The following is a 1,165-nucleotide window of genomic DNA, read 5'->3' on the forward strand; positions in this document are numbered from 1 at the left end:
GTTGGTCGGACTCGTCCTTCCACCGGATCACGGCGACGACCCGCTCACCCCACACCTCGTCGGGGACACCGACAACCGCGACGTCCAGAATCTTCGGGTGCGTGAAGATCACGGACTCGACCTCACGCGGATAGATGTTCTCCCCGCCGCGGATGATCATGTCCTTGAGGCGGCCGGTCACCCGGACGTATCCACGTTGATCCATCGTCCCCAGGTCACCGGTATGCAACCAACCGTCCTCGTCGACAGTGGCGGCCGAGGCCTCCGGATTGCGGAAGTACTCGGTCATGACGAGGTACCCGCGAGCACAGATCTCGCCTTGTTCGCCGAGCGGGACGCTGTCCCCGGTCACGACGTCGGAGATCTTCACCTCGACCTGAGGCAACGCGAGTCCGACCGTCTCCGACTTGTCTTCGTGCGTGTCGGCCGGGCTGGTCTGTGTGATGACGGGGCTGGCCTCGGTTTGTCCGTAGACGATGCTGAACCCCGCCCCGAAGGCCGACTCCACCGTGCTGACGAGTTCGGGCGGCACCGACGACCCACCGGATACGACCACCGAGCAGGCCGAGAAATCGCGGCCGGCGAAGGTGGCGTCGTTGATCATGGCGATCAGCATCGTCGGCACTCCACTGACCACGTCGGCGTGAAAGCGTTCCGCCGCATCGAGAACCGCAGTCGGATCGAAGTACTGGATCAGGCCGATGGACATTCTTCGCTGTGCCGCGCCGAGAACCAGGATGCCGCACCCGGCGGTGTGGAACAGCGGCATGGCCGAAACAACCGAACCCCGCTCAGGGAATCGGCCTCTCCGACTGACGAAATCGGCATTGTTGACCAAACCTCGGTGGTGCAGCAGCGCCCCCTTGGGCGCGCCGGTGGTCCCCGACGTGTACTGAATCTGCGCATTGTCGTCAGGAGAGACTTCGGGCAGTACGCCCCGTTCGCCCGCCCAACCTCGAACCTGACGATCCCAATCCTCGAAGTTGACTGCGAGAACTTCCTCTCCCGAAATCGAAATCGCCTCGGATGCAACGGCCGCCATATCGCCGCCGCGGAACTTTCCGGTGTGGCCCAGCTGGACGTCCCCGAGACGGCGCGCGTACTGGACGACGTCCTGGCCCGCTCCATCGCCAGCCCACCCCAGTGGTGAGCGCCCCATCGGGGC

Annotated in this window: 1 protein-coding gene and 1 pseudogene; one reads left to right on the plus strand and one right to left on the minus strand. The window is 64.7% G+C overall.

Features of this window, described 5'->3' with window-relative positions:
- Window positions 1-1,042, minus strand: a 1,042-nt coding sequence (locus ABT116_RS48605) for an AMP-binding protein (protein WP_351647960.1), incomplete at its 3' end; no start/stop codon positions are given.
- Window positions 1,043-1,069: 27 nt separating this feature from the next.
- Between ABT116_RS48605 and ABT116_RS51275 the strand changes: the two are divergent.
- Window positions 1,070-1,150, plus strand: a pseudogene (locus ABT116_RS51275) (AAA family ATPase); the annotation flags it as partial.
- Window positions 1,151-1,165 lie beyond the last annotated feature (15 nt).

Source organism: Streptomyces sp. NPDC002130 (assembly GCF_040296465.1).
Classification (GTDB): domain Bacteria; phylum Actinomycetota; class Actinomycetes; order Streptomycetales; family Streptomycetaceae; genus Streptomyces.